This window comes from Promicromonospora iranensis (assembly GCF_028994775.1).
In the GTDB taxonomy this organism is placed as follows: domain Bacteria; phylum Actinomycetota; class Actinomycetes; order Actinomycetales; family Cellulomonadaceae; genus Promicromonospora; species Promicromonospora iranensis_A.
Genome location: NZ_JAJQMN010000004.1, coordinates 278074 through 298791 on the forward strand (window position 1 = coordinate 278074; position 20718 = coordinate 298791).

The window sequence follows — 20718 nt, forward strand, 5'->3', positions numbered from 1 at the left end:
CGGCGTGCGCGGCTCGGGCCACGGCTAGGACCACGGGGTGTCGACGCGCGCGACGACCGGCAGGTGGTCGCTGCCCGTGCTGCCCAGGGCGCGCACCTCCGTCACGGTGGCACCCCGCGCGAGGACGTGATCGATCTGGGCGACCGGGAAGGTCTCGGGGTAGGTGAACTCGAAGCCGGCCGTCGGGGCGGTGACGAGGTTGGTCAGCGGCGCGATCGCACCGTCCTCCAGCACCGCGTTCAGGTCGCCCGCGACGATCACCGTGTCGTTCTTCTCGGCGTTGATTGCGTCCGCCAGCACGAGCGCGCTCGCGTTGCGCAACTCCGTCTCGAAGCCGCCGCTCCCGAACCGGACCGACGGCAGATGCGCAGCGAACAGCACGACCGCGGCCCCCTCCCGCTGGATCACCACACGCACGCACCGGTCCCAGGAGGCGTCCACGCCCTCGGGCCGGATGTCCACGGCGGTGGCGCCCTTGAGCGGGAACCTGGACCAGACGCCGACCGTGCCCTGCGTCTCGTGGTGCGGCAGGGCCTCGCCCAACGCCTGCGTGTACTCCTCGGCGGTCGCCTCCGAGACCTCGGTGAGCGTCACGACGTCCGGCTCGGCGGCGAGGAGCACCTCCGCGGTGCCCGCGACGTCGGTGTTGGTGTCACTGACGTTGTGCTGCACCACCGTCAGGTCGCTGGGCGCCGGCTCCGTCGGCCGCACCTGCGGCAGGAAGACCCAGATCCAGGCCGCGAGCGGCAGCAGGACCGCGAGGATCGCGAGCGCCGATCGCCGCAGCAGCGCCGCCAGGATGCCGAGCGGCACCGCCAGGCCGAGCCACGGCAGGAACGTCTCGATGAGACTGCCGAGGTTTCCCCAACGATTCGGCACGAACTCGTGCCCCACGAGCAGGACGGCAATCAGCACGGAGCCGAGCGTCAGCAGCCTCCCGCGCTGCCACGCAGTCTTTGCCGGCCCGCCGGTATGGATCGCGTGCTTCGCGTCGACCGTCATCGGCGGGGACTCTATCGGTTGTACGTTTCGCGCGTAAGGAGCAGGTCATCCCTTTCACCCGCGTTTGATTTCACCCTGCCGAACGGCCTGGGTGCCACCGGCAGCAGTTGGGGAAGCAGCTCCTAAGCAGCTCCGAAGCAGCTCAGGCCCGCTCCAGGAACTCCTCCTGGTCCTCGTCGAGCTGCGCGCGGATCGCCTTCGCGAGCTCCGGGAACTCCGTCAGGTCGGGGGAAGCCTGCACGACGTCGACCGCCGCGGTGCGCGCCTCCTCGATGAGGCCGGCGTCCTTGACCACCCGCAGGAGCCGCAGCGAGCTGGTCCGGCCGGACTGCGCGGCGCCGAGCACGTCGCCCTCGCTGCGCAGCTCCAGGTCCAGGTTGGCGAGCTTGAAGCCGTCGGTGGTCTGGGTCATCGCCTCCAGGCGGGCGAAGGCGGGCGTGCCGGGCTCGGCGTCGGACACCAGGAGGCAGAGGCCCGGGTCGGTGCCTCGTCCCACCCGTCCGCGCAGCTGGTGCAGCTGGGAGATGCCGAACCGGTCGGCGTCGAAGATGACCATCGCCGTGGCCTCAGGGACGTCGACGCCCACCTCGATCACGGTGGTGGCGACCAGGACCGGAGCCTCGCCGGAGGCGAACCGCGCCATCTCGGCCTCCTTCTGGTCGGCCGGCAGCTGCCCGTGCAGCATCCCGATCTCGACGCCCGCCAGCTCGGGTCGCGAGCGCAGCTCCTCCACCACCTCGAGCACGGCACGCAGGGGCGGTCGGTCTGCGGCGCCCTCGGCACCCGGGCCGGACGGGTCCAGGAACTCCGGCACGTCGTCGAAGTCCTTGGCGGGCGCCTTGGTCTCCTCGTCCGGGTGGATCCGCGCGCAGACGACGTAGGCGCGGCGGCCGGCATCGACCTCCTCGCGGACGCGGGCCCAGGTGCGGTCGGTCCAGCGGGTGTTCCGGGCGGGGACGGCGACCGTGGTGATGCCCGCGCGCCCCGCGGGCACCTCGGTGAGGGACGACGTCTCCAGGTCACCGAAGACGGTCATCGCCACGGTGCGCGGGATCGGTGTGGCTGTCATGACCAGCAGGTGCGGGGACACGCGGCCCTTGGCGCGCAGCGCGTCCCGCTGCTCGACGCCGAAGCGGTGCTGCTCGTCCACCACGACGAGGCCGAGGTCGGCGAACTGCACCTGCTCCGAGAGGAGCGCGTGGGTGCCCACGACGATGCCTGCCTCGCCGCTCGCTGCCTGCAGCAGGGCCTCCTTGCGCGCCTTCGCGCCGAGCGAGCCGGTGAGCAGCGCCACCCGGGTGCTCGCGCCGGTGCGCTCCGCCCCGAAGAGGGTGCCGCCCTCGGCCAGGGGGCCGAGCAGGGCCCGCAGGGTGCGGGCGTGCTGCGCGGCGAGCACCTCGGTGGGCGCGAGCAGCGCGGCCTGACCGCCGGCGTCGACCACCTGGAGCATGGCGCGCAGCGCGACCACCGTCTTGCCGCTGCCGACCTCACCCTGCAGCAGCCGGTGCATCGGGCGCGGACTGGCGAGCTCGGCGGCGATCTCGTCGCCCACCGCACGCTGCCCGTCGGTGAGCACGAAGGGCAGGGACGCATCGAAGTCCGCGAGCAGGCTGGGCTCAGCGGTGGGCAGCGGCGGCCGGGCAGTGGCGTCCTCGGTGGCGGTGCGTGCCCGGCGCTGGGCCAGCGCCACCTGCAGCACGAACGCCTCGTCGAACCGCATCCGGTGCCGGGCCCGGTGGGCCTCGTCGAGCGTCGACGGCCGGTGCAGGCTGCGCAGGGCGGCCGCCCGACCGGGCAGGCCCAGGCGCTCCCGCACCTCGTCCGGCACAGGGTCCGGCACGTCGTCGTCGGTCAGCGTGTCGAGCACGACACGCAGCGCGCCCTGGATCTTCCAGCTGGGGATGCCCGCGGCCGCGGGGTAGATCGGGATGGGCTTGGTCGCGTGCTCCAGGAGTGCCTCGTCGCTGTCGAGGTCGGACTCCTCCCCCATGAGCGTGAAGTCCGGGTGGGTGAGCTGCCGCGTCCCCCGGTACAGGCCGACCGTTCCCGTGAACAGCCCTTGTGCACCCGGCACCAGTCGCTTCTCGTGGTTGTAGAGCGAGCCGCGGTGCTTGCCGAAGAAGGTGAGGGACAGGCGGCTGTTCCCGTCCGTCACCACCACCTCCATGAGCGCGCCCTTGCGGTTGCGCATGGCGCGGACCGTCGCCTGCTCCACGCGGGCCAGGATCGTCACGTGCTCGCCCACCTCGAGGGCCGCGATGTCCGAGAGCGCACCCGGGTCGGCATACCGGCGCGGGTAGTGGTTCAGCAGATCGCCCACGGTCACCAGCCCGAGCTTGCCCAGGGCGGTCGCCGTCCGCTTGTCGAAGGCGCGCTCGAGGCGCTCGTCCACCCGCTCGGTCATGCGTGCTCCTCCTCCGTGCCCAGGCACACCCCGTCGCCCGGGCGGCCCGTCGCCAGGACGACGAGCTCCGCCTCCGGAGCGCACTCCGCGAGCGCGGCGGCGAGCCGGTCGGGCAGGTCGTCCGGCGCGTCGGCGTCGAGCAGCACGGTCGCCACGGTGGTCGCGGGCCCGGCCGCGGCACGCAGGGCGTCAACGGCGCCGGTGCCGCGCACGGTCGTCACGGTCAGACCCGCGAGCGCCTCGTCCACGATCGTGCGGGCGTCGGTGGCGGGCGTGTCGCCCGGCTCGTCCGGCAGGCCGACCGGCAGCAACGTGCCGAGCGCGGCCAGGGCGACGACGGCGTGGACGTCGGTGGGAGTCGGCACGGTGACCACCTCGTCGACGTCGACGTGCGCGGAGGTGGCGTTCGCCGGCCCGTCCGGCACGCCGAGGAGCAGGACCCGCCGGGCACCGGTCGACGCGACGACGCGGCCCACGTCGTCGACCGTCAGCTCCTCGACCGTGCTGCCGAGTCCACCCGTGAGCAGGACGACGGCGCCCGCGTGCGCGAGCTCCGCGGTGAGCGCGGGGGCCGACGTCGCGGCGACGACGCCCCACTGGTGCTGCGCCACGGCTTCGAGGTGACGCACGTGCACCTGGGAGAGCGCGCCGGCACCCGCCGCGTCCGCCGCGATCGCGAGCGCCTGGTCGAGATGGTCGGTGTGGACATGGGCCTGCCAGACGCCGGTTCCGGTGCCGGCGTCCCCGCCGACCACGACCACCGAGTCGCCCACCTCGCCGAGCGCGGCGCGCAGCCCGGCCGCCACGTTGTCCGACGCCGTGTCCGACGCCGTGTCCGACGCCGTGTCCGACGCTGCCTCGACCGGTCTCGTGAGCACGAACATGAGCTCCAGGGCGCCCGCACCGGCCTCGGCACCGTGCAGCCCGGCACCAGCGGCCTCGCCGGCCGGCGCACCGGCCCCCGGCACGCCGGACGCAGCCGCGGCGCTCACGAGCGGCACCGAGGCGGGGTCGAGCAGCTGGTCCAGGTTCACGGACTCCATGCTGCCGTCCGCCTCTGACACTCCGGCCGCCGCGACGACGAGCGCGTCCAGCACGAGGACCAGACCCAGGGCCCCGGCGTCGAGCACGCCCGCCGTGCGCAGGTCGTCGAGCTCGTCCCGGCTGGCCCGGGCGGCGGTGCGTGCGGCGTCCGCGGCGGCGGTCACCACGGGCAGCAGCCCGCCGTCGTGCGCCTGGCCGACGCCCAGGTCCGGCGCCGACCCGCTCTCGACGGCACGCGCCGCGGCCGCCGCGGCGTCGGCCGCCGTGAGGATCGTGCCCTCGGCGGGCTGTGCCACCGCCGACCGGGCCGACGTCGCCGCCCGGCCGAGCAGGTCCGCCGGTCCGCCGCCGTGCCGTGCGGCGACCGCCAGGCCGCGCAGCCACTCGCTCAGGATCACGCCGGAGTTCCCGTACGCGCCCAGCAGCGCCGCGCGGGCGAGCGTCGCCAGCAGCTGCGGGCCGGTCGCGTCAGCGGGCGCGCCGGCGACCGCCCGGTCCCCCTCGCGGAGGGTCAGGTAGAGGTTGGTGCCGGTGTCGGCGTCGGCCACGGGGAACACGTTGACCCGGTCGATCGCCTCGCGCTCCCGCCGCAGAGCCGCCGTGGCACCGCGGGTCCATGCGCGCACCAGCCCCGGGTCCTCGAGACGGACGCCGGCCGGGAACGGCTCCGGACCAGAATCAGCCGTCCGGCTGCCGCTGTCGACGTCGGTCACGCTCTGCCCTCCTGCACGTGGCTGAACAACAGACCGGGCGATGCCCGGACGGATCCCACCGTACCCAGCGGCCGGGCCGCTCGCGTGCGGCCGTCCACAGGCACACCGCACACCGCACGCTCACGGCCCCGGCCGTGATGTGACGCAGCACCCGGTGGCTACGGTTTGAGGGCCCGGCCCGCGATCGGGTACTCTGTCGAAGTTGCCTGGTCCGCTACGAAGCGTTGATTGCTCTGAAGTGTCCAGGCTCCCCCTTTCGACCATCCATCACGTCGTGCTGTCGTTTCTGCACAGGCGTGCACGACATTCAGGAGACACCGTGGCTGCCAACTGCGACGTCTGCGGCAAGGGCCCGGGTTTCGGGCACTCAGTTTCGCACTCTCACATCCGCACCAAGCGCCGCTGGAACCCGAACATCCAGCGCGTCCGTGCGATCGTGGGCGGGACTCCCAAGCGCGTCAACGTGTGCACCTCCTGCCTCAAGGCCGGCAAGGTCACGCGCAAGGTCTCGGCCTGACGCTGCTGCCGCAGCCGGGTCGCTGACGCGACCCGCAATGCTTGACGAAGACGTTCGATGAGAACGTTCGACGAGGACGCCCGTCGGGTTCACACCTGGCGGGCGTCTTCGGCGTTCCCGTAGCCTTCAGTCGGACCCAAAGAAGTGGTTGCGCCGCGCACCACCGGGTGAAAAGGTGAAGCCATGATGGCACCGGAAGATGTGACCATCCGCCCAGCAACGACGGCCGACGCCGAAGCGATAGCTCGTGTCGACATCGCCTCCTGGCGTGGTGCGTACTCGGAGATCCTGTCCAACTCCTACCTGGAGTCCCTCGACGTCTCCGAGCGGGCGGGGCGGTGGAACGCGGCCGTGAACGCTCGCGACGTCACCGTGCTCGTCGCGGAGGACGAGACCGGCACCGTCGGCTTCACGAGCGTCGGCCCGTGCCGCGACGAGGACGCCGAACCCGGCGACCTCGAGATCTACGCCATCTACCTGCACCCCCGCGTATGGGGTACCGGTGTGGCCCGCGACCTGATGCGCACGGTGCTCGACGGGCTCTCCCCCGGCACCGTCGTGTCCCTCTGGATCCTCCAGGGCAACGATCGCGCCCAGCACTTCTACCGGCGGCACGGCTTCCAGCACGACGGCACCGAGCGCATCGACGACATCGGCGGCCAGCCGCTCACGCAGCTCCGCTTCCGCAAGCGGCGGTAGCGCACGGACGAGGTCGGTCGGGTGACCGGCCGATCTCGCCGTCCGGCCCGGAGTCACACCCGGAAGTGGTCCCAGCCCGGACCGACGTCCTGCACCTGGCCACCGATCGTGACGACCGGTCCGGCCTCCCCGACCTCGTGCACCTGGCCGACGGCGGTCCAGTCCTCCGGCAGCCGAGTACCGGCCGGGAACGTGGCGAGCAGCCCGTGGTCCTCTCCCCCTGCCCAGACCCACCGGCCGACGAGTCCGTCGATGTCCGCGTTCCCGGGCCCCCAGCCGGGATCGCCCAGCCCGGTCGCCGCGGCGACCGCCCGCGCTGCCGAACGCAGCACGTCCCGGTCCTTCGCGAACGCCCCGGTGTCGAGGTCGAGCCGCACGCCGCTCGCGCGGGCGATCCGCCCGGCGTCACGCAGCAGACCGTCGGACAGGTCGAGCATCGAGGTGGCACCCGCCTGAGCTGCCGCGACGCCGGCGGCGAGCGGTGGGTCCGGCCGGAGGTAGGCGGCGACGAGCCGCTCCCACGCGTCCTCGAGCAGCACGCCGTCGGTGACCTCCAGCGGGACGGCGGGCAGCGGCACGCGGACCAGGTCCGCCTCCAGGAGCGCCAGCCCGGCGGCCGACCACCCGCGTACCCCGGCGTACGCGACGACGTCGCCGGGCCGCGCACCCGACCGCAGCACCGGCGCGCGTCCTTCCAGGTCGCCGTGCACCGTGATGCTCACCACCAGGACCGGCCCGCCGGACAGGTCGCCGCCCACGGCACCCGCGCCGACCGGCGCGCAGCCGTCGGCCAGGCCCCTGGCGAGGCCCGTCACCCAGTCCAGCTCGGTGTCGCCGGGCACCACGAGGGATGTGACCAGCCCGGTCGGTCGCGCACCCATCGCGGCGATGTCGGCGAGGTTCTGCGCGGCGGCACGCCGTCCGACGTCGTACCCGGTGGACCAGCGGGTACGGAAGTGGCGGTCCTCGACGAGCACGTCGGTCGAGACCACGAACCGGCCGTCGGGGGCCGCGAGCACCGCGGCGTCGTCACCGGGCCCGAGCAGCGTCGCACTCCCCCGGGGCAGCAGGGGCACGATGCGTTCGAGGATCTGCTCCTCGGAGAGGTCACGGACGCGGGTCACTGGTAGACCCTAAGGGCCAGCACGGGCAGGTCGCGGCATACCGTCCGGTGCGCGAGCCGCACACCGGTGGCAAACGGGCATCGGGGACGGGCACTATCCGAGACAGGTAACGTATCTCCGTGCTTCCCGCCCGATTCGTGACCGCAACGACCGCCGCTCTCGCCGTCCTGGTGCTCGGTGGGTGCGCTCGAACGATCGGGGTGGAGGTGGCGCCGGATGCCTCCGACCCGATGTGCGCGGAGGTCATGCTGGCCGTGCCGGACGAGCTCGGCGCCGACCTGCCGAAGCTGAAGACCGACGCCCAGGCCACGGCGGCCTGGGGCGAGCCGGGCGCGGCGGTCACCATGCGCTGCGGCGTGGACCAGGTCGGACCGGCAGCCGACTGCCAGCACGTCGACTCGGGGGACGGGACCACCGTCGACTGGATCGTCACCACTGATGACGCGGGTACCTGGTCATTCGTCACCTACGGCCGCGAGCCCGCGGTCGAGGTGATCGTTCCGCCGGCGGTCACCGAGGACCACTCGACGTCGTTCATCGCCGACCTCGCCGGCGCCGTGACGCAGGTACCTGCCACGAAGGAGTGTCAGTGAGCTCAGCTGTATCAGTGCCGCCGGCTGCGGCGGCGACAGAACCCGCCCCGGTGCAGTCGCGCCGCGAACGGCTGCGCGACGAGCTGCGGCGTGAGGTCCTCGACGCCGCACGGCACCAGCTCGCCGGGCAGCACGGCCTGAGCAAGCTCACCATGGCCGCCATCGCGAAAGAGGTCGGCGTCACGCCGCCCGCGCTGTACCGGCACTTCGAGAACCGGCAGGACGTCATCGCGCAGCTCTGCGTGCTGATCGTCGAGGAGGTGCTGGAGCTGCTCGCCGCCGCGGTGGCCCGGCAGGAGCCGGGCGACATCGCGGCCGCCCTGGTCGCCTCGACCCGGACCTCGCTCGACTGGGCGGTCAGCAACCCGGCCGAGTTCGACCTCGTCATCGGATCCGGCATCCGCGCGGAGCTCCCCGACAGCCACGCCCTGCAGCGCCGCATGGCCGAGATGGTCGGCGGCCACTACGTGCCCCTCTTCCGCGACCTGGCGGCGGCGGGTATCCCGCGCCCGGCCGACGACGAGCTCGCCCCCGAGCTGGCCGACCAGGTCCGCCGGTACCGCGACGCGGTGGGCGGTCACGACCTGCCGCTCGGCGTCGCCCACCTCATGGTGACGAGCTGGCGTCAGGTCTACGGGCTGCAGTGCATGGCCGTCTACGGACACCAGGAGTTCGCGTTCGGCGACCACATGGCGCTCCACGAGGACCTGGTCTCCTCGCTGCTGGTCACGATGGGCCTCGAGCCGCACCCGACCGTGCGCTGAGCCGGCCGCGGCCCACGCCCGCGCCGGCGTCAGTCCTCCGGCGGCCTCCGCGCCGCCGCGAGCGCCGCGGCAAGCCCGACCACGACGAAGACCGCGCCGACGGACAGCACGGCGATGCCCATCGCCACCCAGGGGTCGAAGGCCGCGGCGACGGCCGTCGCGACCCCCGCGAGGACGAGGGCGATGCCTGCCCCGCGGTACAGCCTGCCCTGCGCGGCCCTGAACCGCTCGAGCCCTCCGGTGTACCGGCCGCCCGGGGCGAACAACGGCGCTGCCACGCCGAGGCAGGCGATGAGCAGACCCACGGCGGCCGCGACGGCCTTCTCGAACGGGAACCCGTCCCCGGTGTGCAGGGAGAGCAGCCCGAGGTGGAACGTCACCATGAACACGGACAGGCCCATGAGCGTCCAGCTCAGCACCTGCCGGACCCGTTCGGGCGAACGGTCCAGCGCCATGGGGGTTCGCTTGAGCAGCTCATGATCCGCACGCAGCCCCACGGAGAACAGGACCGTGAGCCCGAGCAACATGCTCGGCGCGGCGACGGCGGTGACCCCGCGGTGCACCACGCTCTCGCCGTGCCGTCCGTCGGCCTCACGCGTGACGATCTCGACCGCCATCTCCGGCCACGCGACGACCGACGTCACGATCATGATCACGACGGCAGCCAGCGCCACTGCAGCGCCTGGCCACGGGACCATGACCCACGGAGGCGGCGGGCTGTCGGTCCGGGGAACTTCGGTGGAGCCGGTCGCGGTCATGGCGTGCCCTCCTGTGTGGCGGTCGTGTGCGCAGCGGTGTTGCCACTCTCATCCGTCTCGGACATCCCGCCGGGCGCAGCCGTCGACGACCGAGGTCGGCGCAGCTCCGCCAGGGCGACGATCGCCTCGTCCAGCAGGCTCATCTGGAGCCGGTACTGGACCTCGGTCGCGCGGCGCCTGGTCTCGACCAGGCCGGCCTGGCGCAGGACCTTGAGATGACCGGACAGCGTCGACGGACCGATACCCAGCGCGGCGCCGATGTCACCGGCCCGGACGTAGTCCTTGTCGCGCAGGTAGCGCAGGATCTCTCGCCTCGCCCGATGGGCAAGGGCGGAGAAGAGCCCGTCTCCCGGTTCTTCGGTATTTCGCGACATACCGAAATAGTAGCTGCGCGACAGGTCACGGCACAAGGGTTTTACCTGGGCCCGGAACCTGGCGGACGGCGGTCAGCGCACCATCGAGTCCCTGGTGGCTTCCAGGGTGTGCAGCGAGTCAGCGTTCGTGATCAGCTGGATCGTCCCGTGATAGGAGATCGACGGATCCTTCATCGCCGCGGCCAGCAGATGCGCGAGCGCCGCGAGGTGCCGGTCGTCGTGCGCGCAGATGCGGTGCACGTGCTGGGTGGCGGTGACGAGCTGGAGGGCGTAGACCGGGTACTTCCACAGCGGCTTCCAGAACCGCGTCTGCTGCCAGGCGCGCGCCGTCGGCCACCCGAGGCCAGCACAGGCCATGGCGAGCGCGCCCTCCCACGGGATGTCGGCGCCCACCATGCGGAGCAGCAGGACGATCACCGCGACGATGCAGAACGGGTAGGCCACCTGGTTCGCCCAGGCGCCGATCGGCTGCGGTCTCGCCACGCCCACCACCTCGACGCGCATGACGTTGCTCAGGGCGAAGGTCGTGAGCCCGATGGTGAGCGTCCCGTTCGCGACCCGCACCTCGCGCGCGGCGTACTTGTAGCGCGGCTCGCCGAACATCGTGCCTCCTCAGACGCCCTTTCCGGCCATGCCTCTCGTGGCGGGGACCGGTGGTGAGACGCAGAGTACAGGCGATCAGCGCAGGCCGGTGGACCGCTCGAGAGCGAGCTGGACGAGCTCGTCGATCAGCTCCGGATAGGTCATGCCGGAGGCCGCCCACATGCGCGGGTACATCGAGAACGGAGTGAAGCCCGGCATGGTGTTGATCTCGTTGACCACCACCTGGTCGTCGGGCGTCACGAACACGTCGACGCGGGCCAGCCCCTCGGCGTCGATCGCCTCGAACGTCCGCACGGCGATCTCCTGGATCTCCTTGATGACGTGGTCGGGCAGGTCGGCGGGGCAGGAGAGCTGCACCGCCGACTCGTCGAAGTACTTGGCCTCGTAGTCGTAGAAGCCGTTCTTGGTCTCGTCGGTGACCACGATCTCGCCCGGCAGGGACGCCCGCGGGCGCTCCCCGCCGCGGCCGCCGAGGACCGCGCACTCGATCTCGCGGCCGGCGATGCCCGCCTCGACGATCACCTTGGGGTCGTGCCTGCGGGCCTCCTCGACGGCGGCGTCCAGGTCGTCCAGCGAGTCCACCCGGGACACACCGAGGGACGAGCCGGCGCGGGCCGGCTTGACGAACAGCGGGAGTCCCAGGGGCTCGATCGTCTGCAGGACGACGTCGCGGCGGCCCGGCCAGTCGCCCGGCCTGATCACGGCGTACGGGCCGATCGGCAGGCCCTGGCCCGCGAACACCATCTTCATGAAGTGCTTGTCCATGCCGACGGCGGACGCGAGCACGCCGGAACCGACGTAGCGCGCGTCGGCGAGCTCGAGCAGGCCCTGGACGGTGCCGTCCTCGCCGTACGGGCCGTGCAGCAGCGGGAACACCACGTCGACGTCGGCGAGCGCCGACGGGACCTGGCCCGGCTCGAGGACCCGCAGCGCGGCGTCGCCGACGGTCAGCGGCAGCACCACCTCGGCGGACGACGCCGGCACCTCAGGCGCCACGCCGTCGGTGATGGCCCAGCGCTCCGGCTCGTCGGCGGCGATGACCCACTGCCCGTTCGGGGTGATGCCGACGGGCACCACCTCGTACTTCGAGCGGTCGATGGCGCCCATCACGCCACCGGCGGTGGCGACGGAGATCCCGTGCTCGCCGGAGCGTCCGCCGAAGAGGATCACGACGCGAGTCTTGCGGGCAGCGTCCGGCGTCGGCTCGGGGTTCGTGGAATCCCCGGCGGAGGCTGGTTCAGTGTGGTGCGACATCGCGCCCGACCCTACCGGACCTGCCGGACAAGACCCGTCCCGAACGGGCCCTACCGACCCGCCTTCAGATCCTTGCGGAGGATCTTCCCCGACGCCGACTTCGGCACCGCCTCGATGAACTCGACGGCCCGCACCTTCTTGTACGGGGCCACGTGCTCGGCGATGAACGCGATGACCTCGCTCTCGGTCAGCTCCGCGCCCGGGGCAGGCACGACGAACGCCTTCGGGATCTCGCCCGCCTCCTCGTCGGGCAGGCCGATCACCGCGGCGTCGGCGATCCCGGGATGGGACAGCAGCAGGGCCTCGAGCTCCGCCGGCGGGACCTGGTAGCCCTTGTACTTGATGAGCTCCTTGAGCCGGTCGACCACCTGGAAAACGCCGTCGGCGTCGATGGTGACGATGTCGCCCGTGTGCAGGAAGCCGTCGGGCTCCAGCGTGTCCGCCGTCGCCTCGGGGTTGCCGAGGTAGCCGACCATGACGTTCGGCCCGCGGCACAGCAGCTCGCCGGGGGCCGAGACGCCCTCGGTCGGCTGCTCGATCTCCGCGCCGGTCGCCGGGTCGACGATCTTGGCCTCCATGCCCGCGACCAGCAGACCCACGGAGCCGGGCGAGATGTCGGTGCGGGCGAAGGGAATGCAGTGCGAGACCGGCGACATCTCGGTCATGCCGTAGCCCTGCAGCACCCGTACGCTCTCGCCGAGCCGCTCCACGACCGCCGTCGCGAGCTTCTCGTCGAGCGGCGCGGCGCCCGACAGCACCGCCCGCACGCTGGAGACGTCGTAGGAGTCCACGAGCGGGTGCTTCGCGAGCGCCAGCGCGATGGGCGGCGCCACGAACAGGAAGGTCGCGCGGTGGTCCTGGATCACCCCGAGGTACTGCGCGAGGTCGAACCGGGGCAGCGTCACGAGCTTCGCGCGGGTGCGCAGCGCCAGGTTGAGCAGCACCGTCATGCCGTAGATGTGGAAGAACGGCAGGACGCAGGGCACGACGTCGGCCGGCCCGACGCCGATCGCGAGCGACTGCGCCACGTTCGCCACGAGGTTGGTGTGGGTCAGCATGACGCCCTTGGGCCGGCCGGTCGTGCCGGACGAGTAGGGCAGCACCGCGAGGTGGGTGGCGGGGTCGAACGAGACGTCGGGAGCCGGGTGAGGCTCGGCCAGCAGGTCCGCCAGGGAGGCGTAGCCGTCGGCGGCGTCGGGCGCGCCGTCGAGCACCACCATGTGCTCGGCGGTGAGGCCTGCCCCCTTGGCCCCGGCCTCGCCCGCCGCGAGCAGCGCCGACACGGTGATCATGAGCCGTGCGCCCGAGTCGACCAGCTGCTTGGTGACCTCCGGGCCGGTGGCCAGCCCGTTCACCGTGGTCACCGTGACCCCGGCCCGCAGCAGGCCGTGGAACACCGTGACGTAGGCGGGAACGTTGGGAGCGTGCAGGGCGACGACGTCACCGATCCCGAGCCCGCGTGCCGCCACGGCTCCCGCCACGGCGTCGATCTGCGCCAGGAGCGAGCGGAACGTCGTCTCCGCCCCGCTCAGGCCGTCGACCACCGCCACGCGGTCCAGGTCGTCCTCGGTGATCTCGCCGAACAGGTACTCGTAGACACTGACGGACGGGATCTCCACGTCGGGCAGCGGGCTCCGGACAACCATCGTCGGTCTCCTTCGGTCGATCGCCGGACCCCCGTTGGTCCGGCGCGAGAGGCGCATGAGCATTGTGGGGTCAGATCACCCTGTCACGCACGCAGGCCACGCACGCGGGTCACGCCCGGATGTCACGCCCGGAACGCCGCGAGCAGCACCGGGATCAGCCTGCCCCACGACGGCGCCGCCGCGTAGCGGGTCAGCTGCCGACCGGTCTCGGTCCCGCTGCGGGAGCCGCTGAACCACGGCGGCTTGGGGAAGAGGGAGAGCTCGCCGTGCAGCACGCTGCGCGGGAACGGGCGGAACGGTCCGGTCACCACGGTGCGCTCGGGCCCGGACAGCAGGTGCGCGTTGTGGACGACGTCGATCCCGGAGCCGACGTCGGCCACCGTGTGCCCCGGGAACGCGCCCCAGGTGCCGCCCGGGAGGAGGAAACCCACGCCCGTCCACGCGTTGATCGCGATGTTGCCGTAGCGCAGGTCGGCGATCGCTGCGTCGAACGCGGCGCCCATCGCCGCGCGGTCCTGGGGCCGCACCACCACGTTGGCGCCCAGCGTGCCGTACAGGGAGTCGTTGGCGAAGTCGACGGCCCCGCGCAGGAACTCCGCGCCCGCGCCGGGCAGCTGCGTCCATGCCAGCACGGGCGCGAAGTACTCGTCGGTGCAGGCCGGGTCGCCCGGGGCCACCTCCATCAGGACGCTGCCGCCCACGTGCTCGGCGTCGGGGTGCGCCCGCTCGGCGCGTGCGATCTTCGCGTCCGTGCCCGGGTACCACGGCGTGCGTGCAGGCATCGCGGCCAGCGCGCGGCGCAGCTCGGCGAGGAACGCGTCCTTCTGGTCCCAGTCGGCCGACAGCACGACGAGCTGGCCCGCCACGCAGTTGTGGCCCGCGTTGTGCAGGCGCATGGAGACCAGGTGCTCGGCCTGGAACCGCAGGTCGGCGGCGCTCCACCGGCCCGGGACCACGATCATGGGCGCGACGCCGCCCAGCTCGCTCGTGATCGGCACGCGCAGCTGCGGATCGTTCGCGGCCCGGCGTCGCCGGGCGTCCTCACCGGTACCCCACACGATGGCGTCGTGCGTGACGGCGGAGCCGGTGATGTGCACCTTGTCGATCCCGCCGTGCCGGGTGAGGTAGGCGCCGACGGCGCCGTCGCCGTTGACCACGCGGACGACGCCGGCCTCGATCAGGGGCGTGAGCGCCTTGCGGTACACCCCGAGCAGGGCGGCGAAGGTGGGGTTGAGCTTCACGAGCGAGGCGCGGTTGTGGGCGACGAGCTCGTAGAAGGCGTCGAGCGGCGCGATCGACGAGATGTTCCCGGCGCCCAGCACCAGCCCGACCCCGCCGTACTCGCCGACCTTTCCGGCCCGCAGGCCCGCCTCGGCGCGCACCTGCCGCTCGGTCACGCCCGGCGGCATCCAGACCTCCGCCTCGAAGCCGTTGAAGAGCACCCACTCCTGGACGCTGCGGGGCAGCACGCGCACCGCCACGCGGCCGCCGGGCGCGGTACCCACGGCGAGCCCGTCGAGCGGCGAGCCGCCGGCCGCGAGCGCCTCGTACGACCGCGCGTAGGTGGCCGCGCTCTCGAGCGCGCCGTACGGGCCGGTCATCCACTCCTCGCCCGCGTACGGGGCGGACGGCGCGACGTCCTTGGCCTCGGCCGCGAGGGTCGCCCACTCCTCGGCGACGCCGGCGATCGACGCGTGCACCTTGCGGAACAGCGCTCCCCTGTCCGCGACGGGCAGCTGCGCCCACCGTTCCGCGCCGACCTTGAGCTCCTCGACCGCCCGGTCGAGCTCGCTCCCCGTGGTGGCTCGCGTGTCCGTCACGCTCATCAGCTGTCTCCTTCGACCGCATCGCATCTCGACCGCATCGCGTCCGACCGCACGGGTTCCGCTCTCACTGACCCGCTCTGCAATAGCCTAAGCGCCGCCCGCAACCCAGGGCGAGACCCTTCAGGCTTTACATTTCGACCTTCGGTGCACAGTCGGCCCGCCACGGTTAGGCTGCCTGGCATGTCGGACATCGGCAGTGGCCGTCATGATCTCCGCGATGCGCTCGACCTGCTGAGCGAGCAGGTGGCCGACGGCATCCTGCACGCCGAGCCCGTCTATCGCGAGACGCGCCTCCCGGCCGCCGTCGTCCAGCCCCTGGTCCGGGCCAACCTGGCGGAGATCCTCGCCGCGCTCGCCGGCGAACCGTCGTCGCTCGCCCCCGCCCGGGAGACCGGCCGGGTCACCGCCGCGGAGGGCATGCCGCTCGACCTGCTGCAGCATGCCTACCGGCTGGCCGGCCTGCGCATCTGGGAGGAGCTCGCCCGCCGCCTGCGCTCCCAGACGGACACCGCCGCACTGCTGCGCGCCTCGTCCCGCGTCTGGCTCGCCATCGACCGCTCGTCCAACGTCGCCGTGCGGACCCACCTGGAGGCCGCCGCCGGGCTGGGCGAGAACATGGCCCGCACCGAGCTCCTGCGCGGTGTCCTGACCGGCGCGGTGCACGACCTCGAGACCGCCCGGCGCGCGCTCGGCCTCCCCGACGACGTGATGCTGGTGGTGGCCGTCACGGCCCCCGGCCTACCCCCGGTCCCGGTGCCCGGCACTCCACCCGGCACGGCGCCCGGCGTCCCGCCCGCCCCCGACGGCGTCGGCGTGGACCCGGCAGACGTGACCACCCGCTGGCTGACCCACGAGGGCGCCCGGCTGACCCTGGTGGCCGCACCCACCTCCGAGGACGCCCTCGCCGCCCTGGCCGGCCTCGCCGCGCACGCCCGGACCGGCGCGAGCCGGCCGTTCACCCATCTGGCCGACGCTCCCTCCGCCCTCGCCCAGGCCCGCACGGCGGTACGGTCCCTGCCCCTGGGCCAGGTCGGGCTCGCCCGCTACGGCGACCGTCCGCTGGACGCCCTGCTCGTGGCCGACGGCGAACGCGCCGCCGAGCTCGCCGCGGCGGTACTCGGCGGGCTCAGGGACCGCGACCCCCGCGACGAGGAGCTGCTGCTCGGCACCGTCGAGGCATGGTTCGAGCACGGTGGGTCCGGCACCAGGGCCGCCGCGGCCCTGCACTGTCACCGCAACACGGTGCTGAACCGGCTGGCGCGCGTCGCCGACCTGACGGGCCGGGACATCAACGACCCGCGCGGCGCGGCGGAGCTGTACGCGGCCGTACGTGCCCTCCGGCTCCAGGGTGAGCCGACGCAGCCCCGGTCGGGCACCGCCTAGTTTCCAACGGGCGAGATCAGACGCCCGTTTCACCCCACGGCGTCGCCCCGCGGCGTTAGCCTCGGGACGTGACTCCCCTCCTGTCGGACGAGCTGCTCGCCTCCCTGCGCCAGCGCGCTGCCGAGTACGACCGAGACAACGCCTTCTTCGCGGAGGACCTGGCCGACCTGCAGGCCGCCGGCTACCTCGGCGCGATGGTCCCCACCGCGCTCGGCGGTGCCGGCCGCACGCTCCGCGAGACCGCGCACGAGCAGGCCCGGCTGTCCGCCCACGCGCCCGCGACGGCGCTCGCCGTGAACATGCACCACGTGTGGGTCGGCGTGGGGCGCTACCTCCACGACCGGGGCGACTCGTCGCTGGACTGGCTGCTGCGGGAGGCCGCGTCGGGCGAGGTGTTCGGCTTCGGCTACTCGGAGCCGGGCAACGACCTGGTGCTGCTGGGCTCCCGCACGGAGGCGCGGCCCGACGGCGCCGGGGGCTACTCGTTCCACGGCCGCAAGATCTTCACGTCCAACTCCCCCGCCTGGACGCGGCTGGGTGTGCTGGGCCTCGACCAGGGCAGCAACGGTCGCCGCGGCAGCGAGCCGCGGCTGGTGCACGCCTTCGTCACGCGCGAGGGCGGCGGGTTCGAGATCCTCGACGACTGGGACACCATCGGCATGCGCGCCTCCCAGTCGCGCACCACCGTGCTCGACGGCGCCCACGCACCCGCCGACCGGGTGCTGCGGCTCCTGCCGCCCGGACCGTCCCTGGACCCGTACGTGCTGGGCATCTTCACGTCGTTCGAGGTGCTGCTCTCGTCGGTCTACGCGGGGATCGCGGACCGCGCACTGGAGCTCGCCGTCGAGGCCGCGGAGCGCCGCACGTCGATGAAGACCGGCAAGAAGTACGCGCAGGACCCCGACGTCCGCCGTCGGATCGCCGACATGGCCCTCGCGCAGGACAGCGTCTGGCTCCAGATCGACGGGATCACCCGCGACCTCGACGCCTCGGCGTCGGACAGCACGCTGGACCGGGGCGCCGGCTGGTTCCGGGCCACCGCCGGCCTGAAGGTGCGTGTCACCGAGACCGCACGGGAGGTCGTGGACCAGGCCGTGCGGGTGTCGGGCGGCTCCACGTACTTCAACGGGTCCGAGCTCGGCCGCCTCTACCGCGACGTGCTCGCGGGGATCTTCCACCCGTCCAGCGACGATTCCGCCCACGCCACGGTGGCCCAGTCCCTGCTGGGCCCCCTGGAGTAGCACGGGCGCACGCCGCGTGGTCGGCAGATCGTCAAGCGGTCGGCAGAACGTCAGGTAGTCGACACCTCGGACTACCGACTACCTGACGTTCTACCGACCACCCAGTGCAGCGGGACCCCAGGGGCTCAGGCGCGGAGGGCCTGGTCCAGGTCCGCCCAGAGGTCCTCGACGTCCTCGATACCCACGGACAGCCGCAGCAGGTCCTCGGGGACGGTCTGCGCCTCGGTGCCCCACCGGCGGCGGCGCTCCAGCATCGACTCCACCCCGCCGAGCGACGTGGCGGGGAGCCAGAGGCGCACGGCGTCCACGACGGCGTCGGCCCGTTCGACCGGGCCCACCCCGGCCCGCTCACGGGGCCGGACGCCGATGATCGCGCCGAAGCCGTTCATCTGCGCCTTGGCGCGCTCGTGGCCGGGGTCGCCGGGCAGCGAGGGGTGCCGCACCTCGGCGACCTCGGGGTGGTCGGCGAGACGACGCACCAGCTCGGCGGCGTTCGCCTGCGCGCGCTCGAAGCGCAGCGCCAGGGTCCGCAGGCCCCGCAGGGCGAGCCACACCTCGAACGGCCCGGCGATGGCGCCGTGCAGCGTGCGGTGCCCGCGCAGCGTCGTGGCCAGCTCGGCGTCGCGCGTCACGAGCGCACCGAGCACGACGTCGGAGTGCCCGGCCAGGTACTTGGTGACCGAGTGCAGCACGATGTCGGCGCCGTGCAGCAGCGGCTGCTGCCCCAGCGGCGTCGCGAACGTGTTGTCCACCACGGAGCGCACGCCCCGGGCCCGCGCCGCGCCGAGCACGGCGGGCAGGTCCGCGACCTCCAGCATCGGGTTGGTCGGCGACTCGACGAGCAGCAGGTCGGCGCCGTCGAGGGCCGCCACGACGGCGTCCGTGTCGGCGATGTCGACGTGGCGCAGGGTCACACCGTGCCGGGCCGAGACCTCGTTCGCGAGCACCATGCCCGCCTGGTAGGCGTGCCGCGGCAGCACGAGCGTGCCGCCGTCGGGCAGCAGGGAGAAGACGGCGGCGATCGCCGCCATCCCCGAGCCGAAGACGATCGCCTGACCGGGGGTCTCGCCGTCCGACCCGCCCCGGCACTCGAGGGCGGCGAGCGCGTGCTCGAACGGGTGCCAGGCATCGGTGTCGCCGCGCGCGTAGGACAGCTCGTCCGGGGTGACGACGCCCTGCGACACGAAGGTGCTGCTGAGCGGGATCGGCGGGTTGATGTGCCCGCCCTGGACACGGGCGGGACGGCCTGCGGCGACGGTGAGGGTGGCCGGAGCGAGGCCGGCGGCGTTCGGGGTGGTGCTCATGTGCGCGAGAATACGGCGGCCTCGGTGCGGTCCGCCCGGCCGTCCGCGACCGCGCGGCACCGGTCTCCCCGGTCACCGCCCGGCCCCCGGCCCCCGGCCCTCGGCCCCCGGCCCCCGGCCCCCGGCCCCCGGCCCCCGGCACATGGTGCGGTGGCGTCAGAGGGGCTGCGCGTCCGACGACCGCCTCCGGATCACCAGCGACATGAGCGCGGCACCGGCGCACAGGACTCCCGCCCCGTACCAGACGGCGTCGTAGGAGCCGGTGACGTCGCGCACCAGGCCGCCCGCGAACGCCACGACACCGGCGCCGATCTGGTGCGAGGCGAGCACCCAGCCGAACACGATGGGGGCGTCGTCGCCGTAGAACTCGCGGCACAGGGCGAGCGTGGGCGGCACGGTCGCCACCCAGTCCAGCCCGTAGAACACGATGAAGAACACCATGGGCAGCTCGACGTGCGGTGCCATCAGCGACGGCAGGAACAGCAGCGCGACACCGCGCAGCGTGTAGTAGACGCCCAGCAGGACGCGCGGGGAGTAGCGGTCGGTCAGCCAGCCGGAACCGATGGTGCCGATCACGTCGACCACCCCGATGACCGCGAGCAGGCTCGCGGCGACGGTGATGGGCATGCCGTGGTCGTGCGCACCCGGGACGAAGTGGGTCCGGACCAGCCCGTTCGTCGTCGCGCCGCAGATCGCGAACGCGCCGGCCAGGAGCCAGAACGGGCCGGTACGGGCGGCGTCGAGCAGGGCGGTGACGGCGCGCCTCGCCGCGCCGCGCGCGGGCGGCGGCTTGGGCGCGTAGACGCCGCCGTAGGGCGCCAGGCCCACGTCGGCCGGGTGGTCGCGCAGCAGGAAGAGGACGAGCGGCACTGCCGCGAGCGCCGCGATGGCCACGGTGACCGACGCCGGACGCCACCCCTGGTTCTCGACGATCCACGCGAGCAGGGGCAGGAACACGAGCTGGCCCGACGCCGTCGCCGCCGTCAGCACACCGCTGACCAGGCCGCGCCGGGCGACGAACCAGCGCCCGGTCACGGTGGCGGTGAAGGCGAGCGCCATGCTGCCGCTGCCCACACCGACCAGGAGCCCCCAGCCGAGCACGAACTGCCACGGCTCCGACATCCACACCGTCGAGAGGGCGCCGCCCGTGATGACGACCAGCGCGGTCGTGACCACCGGCCGCATGCCGAACCGGTCCATGAGGGCGGCGGCGAACGGGGCCGTCAGCCCGTACAGCACGGACTGCAGGCCGACGGCGAAGCCGATGGTCGCACGCGACCAGCCGAGCTCCGTGTTCAGCGGCTCCACGAACAGGCCTGGCACCGCCGTGAACGCGGCGGCGGACATGACGGTCACGAAGGCGACCAGGGCCACCCACCAGGCCGGGTGGATGCGCGGGGCAGGGCGGTTCGGCGGGCCCTGCGGTGCGTTCTGGCCGGCAGGCACCGGGAGGTCTGTCTGGGTCACGG

The 20718-nt window shown here is 73.2% G+C and carries 18 protein-coding genes; 6 read left to right on the forward strand and 12 right to left on the reverse strand.

The window, feature by feature from the left end:
* Nucleotides 1–24 precede the first annotated feature (24 nt).
* The 3 genes from LUU90_RS08930 to LUU90_RS08940 form a co-directional block, all read right to left on the reverse strand.
* Nucleotides 25–1002 carry an endonuclease/exonuclease/phosphatase family protein gene (locus tag LUU90_RS08930; RefSeq protein WP_275003026.1) on the reverse strand — a complete coding sequence of 326 codons (978 nt, stop codon included), beginning with the start codon at nt 1000–1002 and terminating at the stop codon, nt 25–27.
* 142 nt (nt 1003–1144) lie between these two features.
* Nucleotides 1145–3406 (reverse strand): ATP-dependent DNA helicase RecG, encoded by a 2262-nt coding sequence (locus LUU90_RS08935; protein WP_275003027.1) that lies wholly within the window; start codon nt 3404–3406, stop codon nt 1145–1147.
* A complete protein-coding gene (locus LUU90_RS08940) occupies nt 3403–5163 on the reverse strand; it encodes a DAK2 domain-containing protein (protein ID WP_275003029.1) in 1761 nt (586 codons plus the stop codon). The genes LUU90_RS08935 and LUU90_RS08940 overlap by 4 nt, the downstream gene beginning before the upstream one ends.
* Nucleotides 5164–5482: 319 nt before the next feature.
* Between LUU90_RS08940 and rpmB the strand changes: the two genes are divergently transcribed.
* Both rpmB and LUU90_RS08950 read left to right on the forward strand, forming a co-directional pair.
* On the forward strand, nt 5483–5680 hold the full coding sequence (rpmB, locus tag LUU90_RS08945) for a 50S ribosomal protein L28 (RefSeq protein WP_119143026.1): 198 nt from the start codon (nt 5483–5485) through the stop codon (nt 5678–5680).
* A 183-nt stretch (nt 5681–5863) separates the two neighbouring features.
* Nucleotides 5864–6379 carry a GNAT family N-acetyltransferase gene (locus LUU90_RS08950; RefSeq protein ID WP_342469835.1) on the forward strand — a complete coding sequence of 172 codons (516 nt, stop codon included), beginning with the start codon at nt 5864–5866 and terminating at the stop codon, nt 6377–6379.
* Nucleotides 6380–6432: 53 nt separating this feature from the next.
* Here the strand turns inward: LUU90_RS08950 and LUU90_RS08955 are convergent, their stop codons facing one another.
* Entirely contained in the window at nt 6433–7503 is a 1071-nt protein-coding gene (locus LUU90_RS08955; protein WP_275003030.1) for a thiamine-phosphate kinase, read from the reverse strand.
* A gap of 119 nt (nt 7504–7622) precedes the next feature.
* Here LUU90_RS08955 and LUU90_RS08960 point away from each other — a divergent pair, with 119 nt between their 5' ends.
* Both LUU90_RS08960 and LUU90_RS08965 read left to right on the forward strand, forming a co-directional pair.
* Nucleotides 7623–8096, forward strand: a complete 474-nt coding sequence (locus tag LUU90_RS08960) for a DUF3515 family protein (protein ID WP_275003032.1) — start codon at nt 7623–7625, stop codon at nt 8094–8096.
* Nucleotides 8093–8860 carry a TetR/AcrR family transcriptional regulator gene (locus LUU90_RS08965; RefSeq protein ID WP_275003033.1) on the forward strand — a complete coding sequence of 256 codons (768 nt, stop codon included), beginning with the start codon at nt 8093–8095 and terminating at the stop codon, nt 8858–8860. The genes LUU90_RS08960 and LUU90_RS08965 overlap by 4 nt, the downstream gene beginning before the upstream one ends.
* Before the next feature lie 29 nt (nt 8861–8889).
* Here LUU90_RS08965 and LUU90_RS08970 read toward each other — a convergent pair whose 3' ends face one another.
* The 6 genes from LUU90_RS08970 to LUU90_RS08995 form a co-directional block, all read right to left on the reverse strand.
* Nucleotides 8890–9618, reverse strand: a complete 729-nt coding sequence (locus LUU90_RS08970) for a hypothetical protein (RefSeq protein WP_275003034.1) — start codon at nt 9616–9618, stop codon at nt 8890–8892.
* On the reverse strand, nt 9615–9992 hold the full coding sequence (locus LUU90_RS08975; RefSeq protein ID WP_275003035.1) for an ArsR/SmtB family transcription factor: 378 nt from the start codon (nt 9990–9992) through the stop codon (nt 9615–9617). Before LUU90_RS08975 ends, LUU90_RS08970 begins: the two co-directional genes overlap by 4 nt.
* Before the next feature lie 72 nt (nt 9993–10064).
* Nucleotides 10065–10595 carry a DUF6232 family protein gene (locus tag LUU90_RS08980; protein ID WP_275003036.1) on the reverse strand — a complete coding sequence of 177 codons (531 nt, stop codon included), beginning with the start codon at nt 10593–10595 and terminating at the stop codon, nt 10065–10067.
* A 75-nt stretch (nt 10596–10670) separates the two neighbouring features.
* On the reverse strand, nt 10671–11849 hold the full coding sequence (locus LUU90_RS08985) for a D-alanine--D-alanine ligase family protein (protein ID WP_275003037.1): 1179 nt from the start codon (nt 11847–11849) through the stop codon (nt 10671–10673).
* 50 nt (nt 11850–11899) lie between these two features.
* Nucleotides 11900–13495: an AMP-binding protein gene (locus tag LUU90_RS08990; protein ID WP_275003038.1), complete on the reverse strand. Its 1596-nt coding sequence runs from the start codon at nt 13493–13495 to the stop codon at nt 11900–11902.
* A 122-nt stretch (nt 13496–13617) separates the two neighbouring features.
* Nucleotides 13618–15321: an aldehyde dehydrogenase family protein gene (locus LUU90_RS08995; RefSeq protein ID WP_275003040.1), complete on the reverse strand. Its 1704-nt coding sequence runs from the start codon at nt 15319–15321 to the stop codon at nt 13618–13620.
* A gap of 180 nt (nt 15322–15501) precedes the next feature.
* On the opposite strand from LUU90_RS08995, the gene LUU90_RS09000 reads away from it, so the two are divergent.
* Both LUU90_RS09000 and LUU90_RS09005 read left to right on the forward strand, forming a co-directional pair.
* A complete protein-coding gene (locus LUU90_RS09000) occupies nt 15502–16704 on the forward strand; it encodes a PucR family transcriptional regulator (protein WP_275003041.1) in 1203 nt (400 codons plus the stop codon).
* A 68-nt stretch (nt 16705–16772) separates the two neighbouring features.
* Nucleotides 16773–17945, forward strand: a complete 1173-nt coding sequence (locus LUU90_RS09005; protein WP_275003042.1) for an acyl-CoA dehydrogenase family protein — start codon at nt 16773–16775, stop codon at nt 17943–17945.
* A gap of 125 nt (nt 17946–18070) precedes the next feature.
* Here the strand turns inward: LUU90_RS09005 and LUU90_RS09010 are convergent, their stop codons facing one another.
* The gene (locus tag LUU90_RS09010) at nt 18071–19249 is read right to left on the reverse strand and encodes a trans-sulfuration enzyme family protein (RefSeq protein ID WP_275003043.1); all 1179 of its coding nucleotides are present in this window, start codon (nt 19247–19249) and stop codon (nt 18071–18073) included.
* 156 nt (nt 19250–19405) lie between these two features.
* Nucleotides 19406–20716 (reverse strand): MFS transporter, encoded by a 1311-nt coding sequence (locus LUU90_RS09015; protein WP_275003045.1) that lies wholly within the window; start codon nt 20714–20716, stop codon nt 19406–19408.
* Nucleotides 20717–20718: the final 2 nt, after the last annotated feature.

What these genes read in the sequence shown, in the direction of transcription:
- LUU90_RS08980 (WP_275003036.1), bottom strand. Translation starts at nt 10,595, where the DNA reads ATGTTCGGCGAGCCGCGCTACAAGTACGCCGCGCGCGAGGTGCGGGTC.
- LUU90_RS08975 (WP_275003035.1), bottom strand. Translation starts at nt 9,992, where the DNA reads ATGTCGCGAAATACCGAAGAACCGGGAGACGGGCTCTTCTCCGCCCTT.
- LUU90_RS08995 (WP_275003040.1), bottom strand. Translation starts at nt 15,321, where the DNA reads ATGAGCGTGACGGACACGCGAGCCACCACGGGGAGCGAGCTCGACCGG.
- LUU90_RS08930 (WP_275003026.1), bottom strand. Translation starts at nt 1,002, where the DNA reads ATGACGGTCGACGCGAAGCACGCGATCCATACCGGCGGGCCGGCAAAG.
- LUU90_RS09010 (WP_275003043.1), bottom strand. Translation starts at nt 19,249, where the DNA reads ATGAGCACCACCCCGAACGCCGCCGGCCTCGCTCCGGCCACCCTCACC.
- LUU90_RS08990 (WP_275003038.1), bottom strand. Translation starts at nt 13,495, where the DNA reads ATGGTTGTCCGGAGCCCGCTGCCCGACGTGGAGATCCCGTCCGTCAGT.
- LUU90_RS08970 (WP_275003034.1), bottom strand. Translation starts at nt 9,618, where the DNA reads ATGACCGCGACCGGCTCCACCGAAGTTCCCCGGACCGACAGCCCGCCG.
- LUU90_RS08935 (WP_275003027.1), bottom strand. Translation starts at nt 3,406, where the DNA reads ATGACCGAGCGGGTGGACGAGCGCCTCGAGCGCGCCTTCGACAAGCGG.
- LUU90_RS09000 (WP_275003041.1), top strand. Translation starts at nt 15,502, where the DNA reads ATGTCGGACATCGGCAGTGGCCGTCATGATCTCCGCGATGCGCTCGAC.
- LUU90_RS08985 (WP_275003037.1), bottom strand. Translation starts at nt 11,849, where the DNA reads ATGTCGCACCACACTGAACCAGCCTCCGCCGGGGATTCCACGAACCCC.
- LUU90_RS08950 (WP_342469835.1), top strand. Translation starts at nt 5,864, where the DNA reads ATGATGGCACCGGAAGATGTGACCATCCGCCCAGCAACGACGGCCGAC.